The sequence below is a fragment of the Planktothrix sp. FACHB-1355 genome (assembly GCF_014748295.1).
Classification (GTDB): Bacteria; Cyanobacteriota; Cyanobacteriia; order Cyanobacteriales; family Aerosakkonemataceae; genus Aerosakkonema; species Aerosakkonema funiforme_A.
Map to the genome: position 1 here is coordinate 1 of NZ_JACJUP010000995.1, position 2,699 is coordinate 2,699.

At 45.4% G+C, this 2,699-nt stretch carries 3 protein-coding genes; all 3 read left to right on the plus strand.

Translation table 11 applies throughout. The features are described 5' to 3' along the window. Positions 1-1,133 (plus strand): SpoIIE family protein phosphatase (locus H6S82_RS28030; RefSeq protein ID WP_191057095.1); only part of this gene is annotated, 1,133 nt, incomplete at its 5' end. A 3-nt stretch (positions 1,134-1,136) separates the two neighbouring features. Continuing rightward, positions 1,137-1,568, plus strand: a complete 432-nt coding sequence (locus tag H6S82_RS28035; RefSeq protein ID WP_190471990.1) for an anti-sigma regulatory factor — start codon at positions 1,137-1,139, stop codon at positions 1,566-1,568. 819 nt (positions 1,569-2,387) lie between these two features. Then, positions 2,388-2,699, plus strand: a 312-nt coding sequence (locus H6S82_RS28040) for a hypothetical protein (RefSeq protein ID WP_191057096.1), incomplete at its 3' end; no start/stop codon positions are given.

Here is a 2,699-nt window from a genome sequence, read left to right on the forward strand (position 1 = left end):
TGGGTAGCGATCGCACTCCTGCAAGTGCCTTAACAAAAGTTCATACAGTGTCGATTACTTTTGTCCGACTACTTAGCATCAGCATTTCCGAAGACTTGCTGCGATCGGTGATGGAAAACCGCCAGACACACATAGCTCAAAACGATGAAAATAGCAACTCCTCCTTACAGCTGGTTGTCCCCCTGATCTGCCAGCAAGACTTGCTCGCCATACTTTACCTCCACCAGTACGGCACCCGCGAACCGTGGTCAGCCGAAGACATTCGATTAATTGAAAGCCTTTCCGAGCAAGCAGCCTTGGCTGTTTCCCAAGCCAAACTGTACCAGCGTACCCAGGAGCAAGCCGAGCAGATGCGGGCAGAGCTAGAGGTAGCTCGTCAAATTCAGCACAATCTGCTGCGCCAAAGCTGGCCGGAAGTGGAAGGAGTAAGAGTGCAAGCCTGCTGTTTCCCAGCACGAGAAGTGGGAGGAGATTTTTTTGAAGTCTTTGTCCATCCCAAAGGAGATATCTGGCTAGCAGTGGGAGATGTCTCTGGTAAAGGTGTCCCGGCTGCTTTATTTATGGCTAGCGCTATATCGGTAATGCGACGAGAACTTTCTCAGGAAAATCCACCAGAACCAAATGTTTTAATGCAGAATCTCAATATCGGTCTGTCAGACGATCTCATGAGTAACAACCGTTTCATAACGATGGTTCTGGCTCGTTATACTCCCTCGACCGGCCAGTTGGTCTACGCCAATGCCGGCCACATCTATCCCTTGGTCTGGTCTTATCAAGACGTAGCTAAAAAAGCAGACGGAATTGAACCGAATTTCCTCAAAGCTCGGGGCATTCCGTTAGGTATCTTACCCACCTGGAAAGGTGCCGCCGGGAATGCGATCGTCAAGTCTGGAGAAGCACTTTTGTTGGCCAGCGACGGTATTACCGAAGCAACGGTTACCGAAGATATCGTCATGCCTGGGAGTGTTGGTAGTAGCGGACAGAACCCGGTTATGCTGAAACAAGAAGGTTTGTGGCAGCTACTTAAAGAGGAGCCGGGTCCTTTAGACTTGAGCCATCTATTAGCTCGCATCAGGGGAAAAAACCAAGTTCAGGAAGACGACCAAACAATACTCTCTCTGGAGGTTCTGTAGTCAATGAGAACGGAGCTGCATATTCCCAGCGACTTGAAGTTTTTAACAATAGTGGAAAATTGGCTGCTGGGCAGTTTGGAAGCGGAGTTAGGCGATTCTGTAATTGATTGGCCGCGTCTGTCGAATCGTCTGCGTCTGGCCTTGGTGGAAGCTTACTCGAACGTAGTGCGCCACGCTCATAGAGATCAACCAAATTTACCTATCCTGATTCGCTTGGAACTAAAAGAGCGGGATTTAGCTTTGGAAATTTGGGATCACGGTAAAGGATACGATTTATCCACGTATTTGCCACCCAGTCCGGAGGATAAGCAGGAAAGCGGCTATGGCTGGCTGATTATGAATCGGTTGATGGATAGAGTAGAATACCGCTTGCAAGTCAACGGTCGTAATTGTCTTAAGTTGGAAGCGAGTTTGCCCAGGGCAGCTGAAAACTGAAAAAGTTCCTCAAGCATTTTGAGGTAAACTACCCACCACTAATCCGGAGTACCGGATATAGTGGGGGCACAACTATCTTTCCCAGGTACGGTGGATAAGCTTTGCGATTCTTCAACGTCGCCGATCGGATATTGATGACATTAATTGGACAGTTTGTTCAATAAAAATGTCGAAATATAGTCTAAGCATAGCTGTTTATAGGAATATAAAAGCCGCTATGTCAGCCCTGTGTAGTAAGTTTTTCTTCCATTCGGCCAAATTTAACCACTCGCTTATTTTTGATTCTCTGCTCAGACATGATTAAGTAGGTCTTCTTGAAAAGGAGTAGACCTATTTTTTTGACAACAATCGGTTAAATCTTTATTGAGGTTTCTACGGGTGTGAAGTACAGGCTTTGTAGGGCCGAGTTTGGCAAATAATGTCTCGGTCAAAAGACAGCGATAAAGGCTCTCACCCGCCTCTACACCAGATGTATTCTATCAAAGTCGCTTTCGCTATACTGCGTGATGGTTTTACGATTGCCGTCGCCCCGTTAGTTGTTTGAGCGGTAAACGAATAGGAAATAGCAAGCTTTCCACTACACTCACAGCTAGAATCAGTTTGACAAACATTAAATAAATATGAAGCAGTTGTAACTCTTTTTAAAGTTTTTATGAATTTTTATTGCATTGTAATTCAATAACTTATAAAAAACTTTTAATATTTTCACAAGTTAAGCAAATACCTCACCCCTCTGGAAAATTTAAAGGCAGTGCGGACAAAAAGAGGAGCTTGCCAAATTCTTGACTTTTGTAAAGTTTTAATATATAGTGAACTCGCATGAAGCAGCCGTTTGTTCTAGCCCCACGCTATCGTTTAGATGATGAGTCAATTTGGCTCGAAGGAATCGATCCAGCGCGTCATTATTGGATTGCAGTTAACGGTGAAAATAGCCTCAAAGTAGCAATTCCAGGATTAACTGTTTCTTGCATAACTGAATGGAAGCAAAGTGTTCGGAAGTTTCGGGCGCTGCAACCGGGACAGCAAATGGATTTATTACGAGCTGCTAACGCTTGCAGCATTCACTGCATCAGCGAAAACTGTTACGCGATCGCATCAGAAATCCAAGGTTTTCCAGTCTGGCACCTCTTC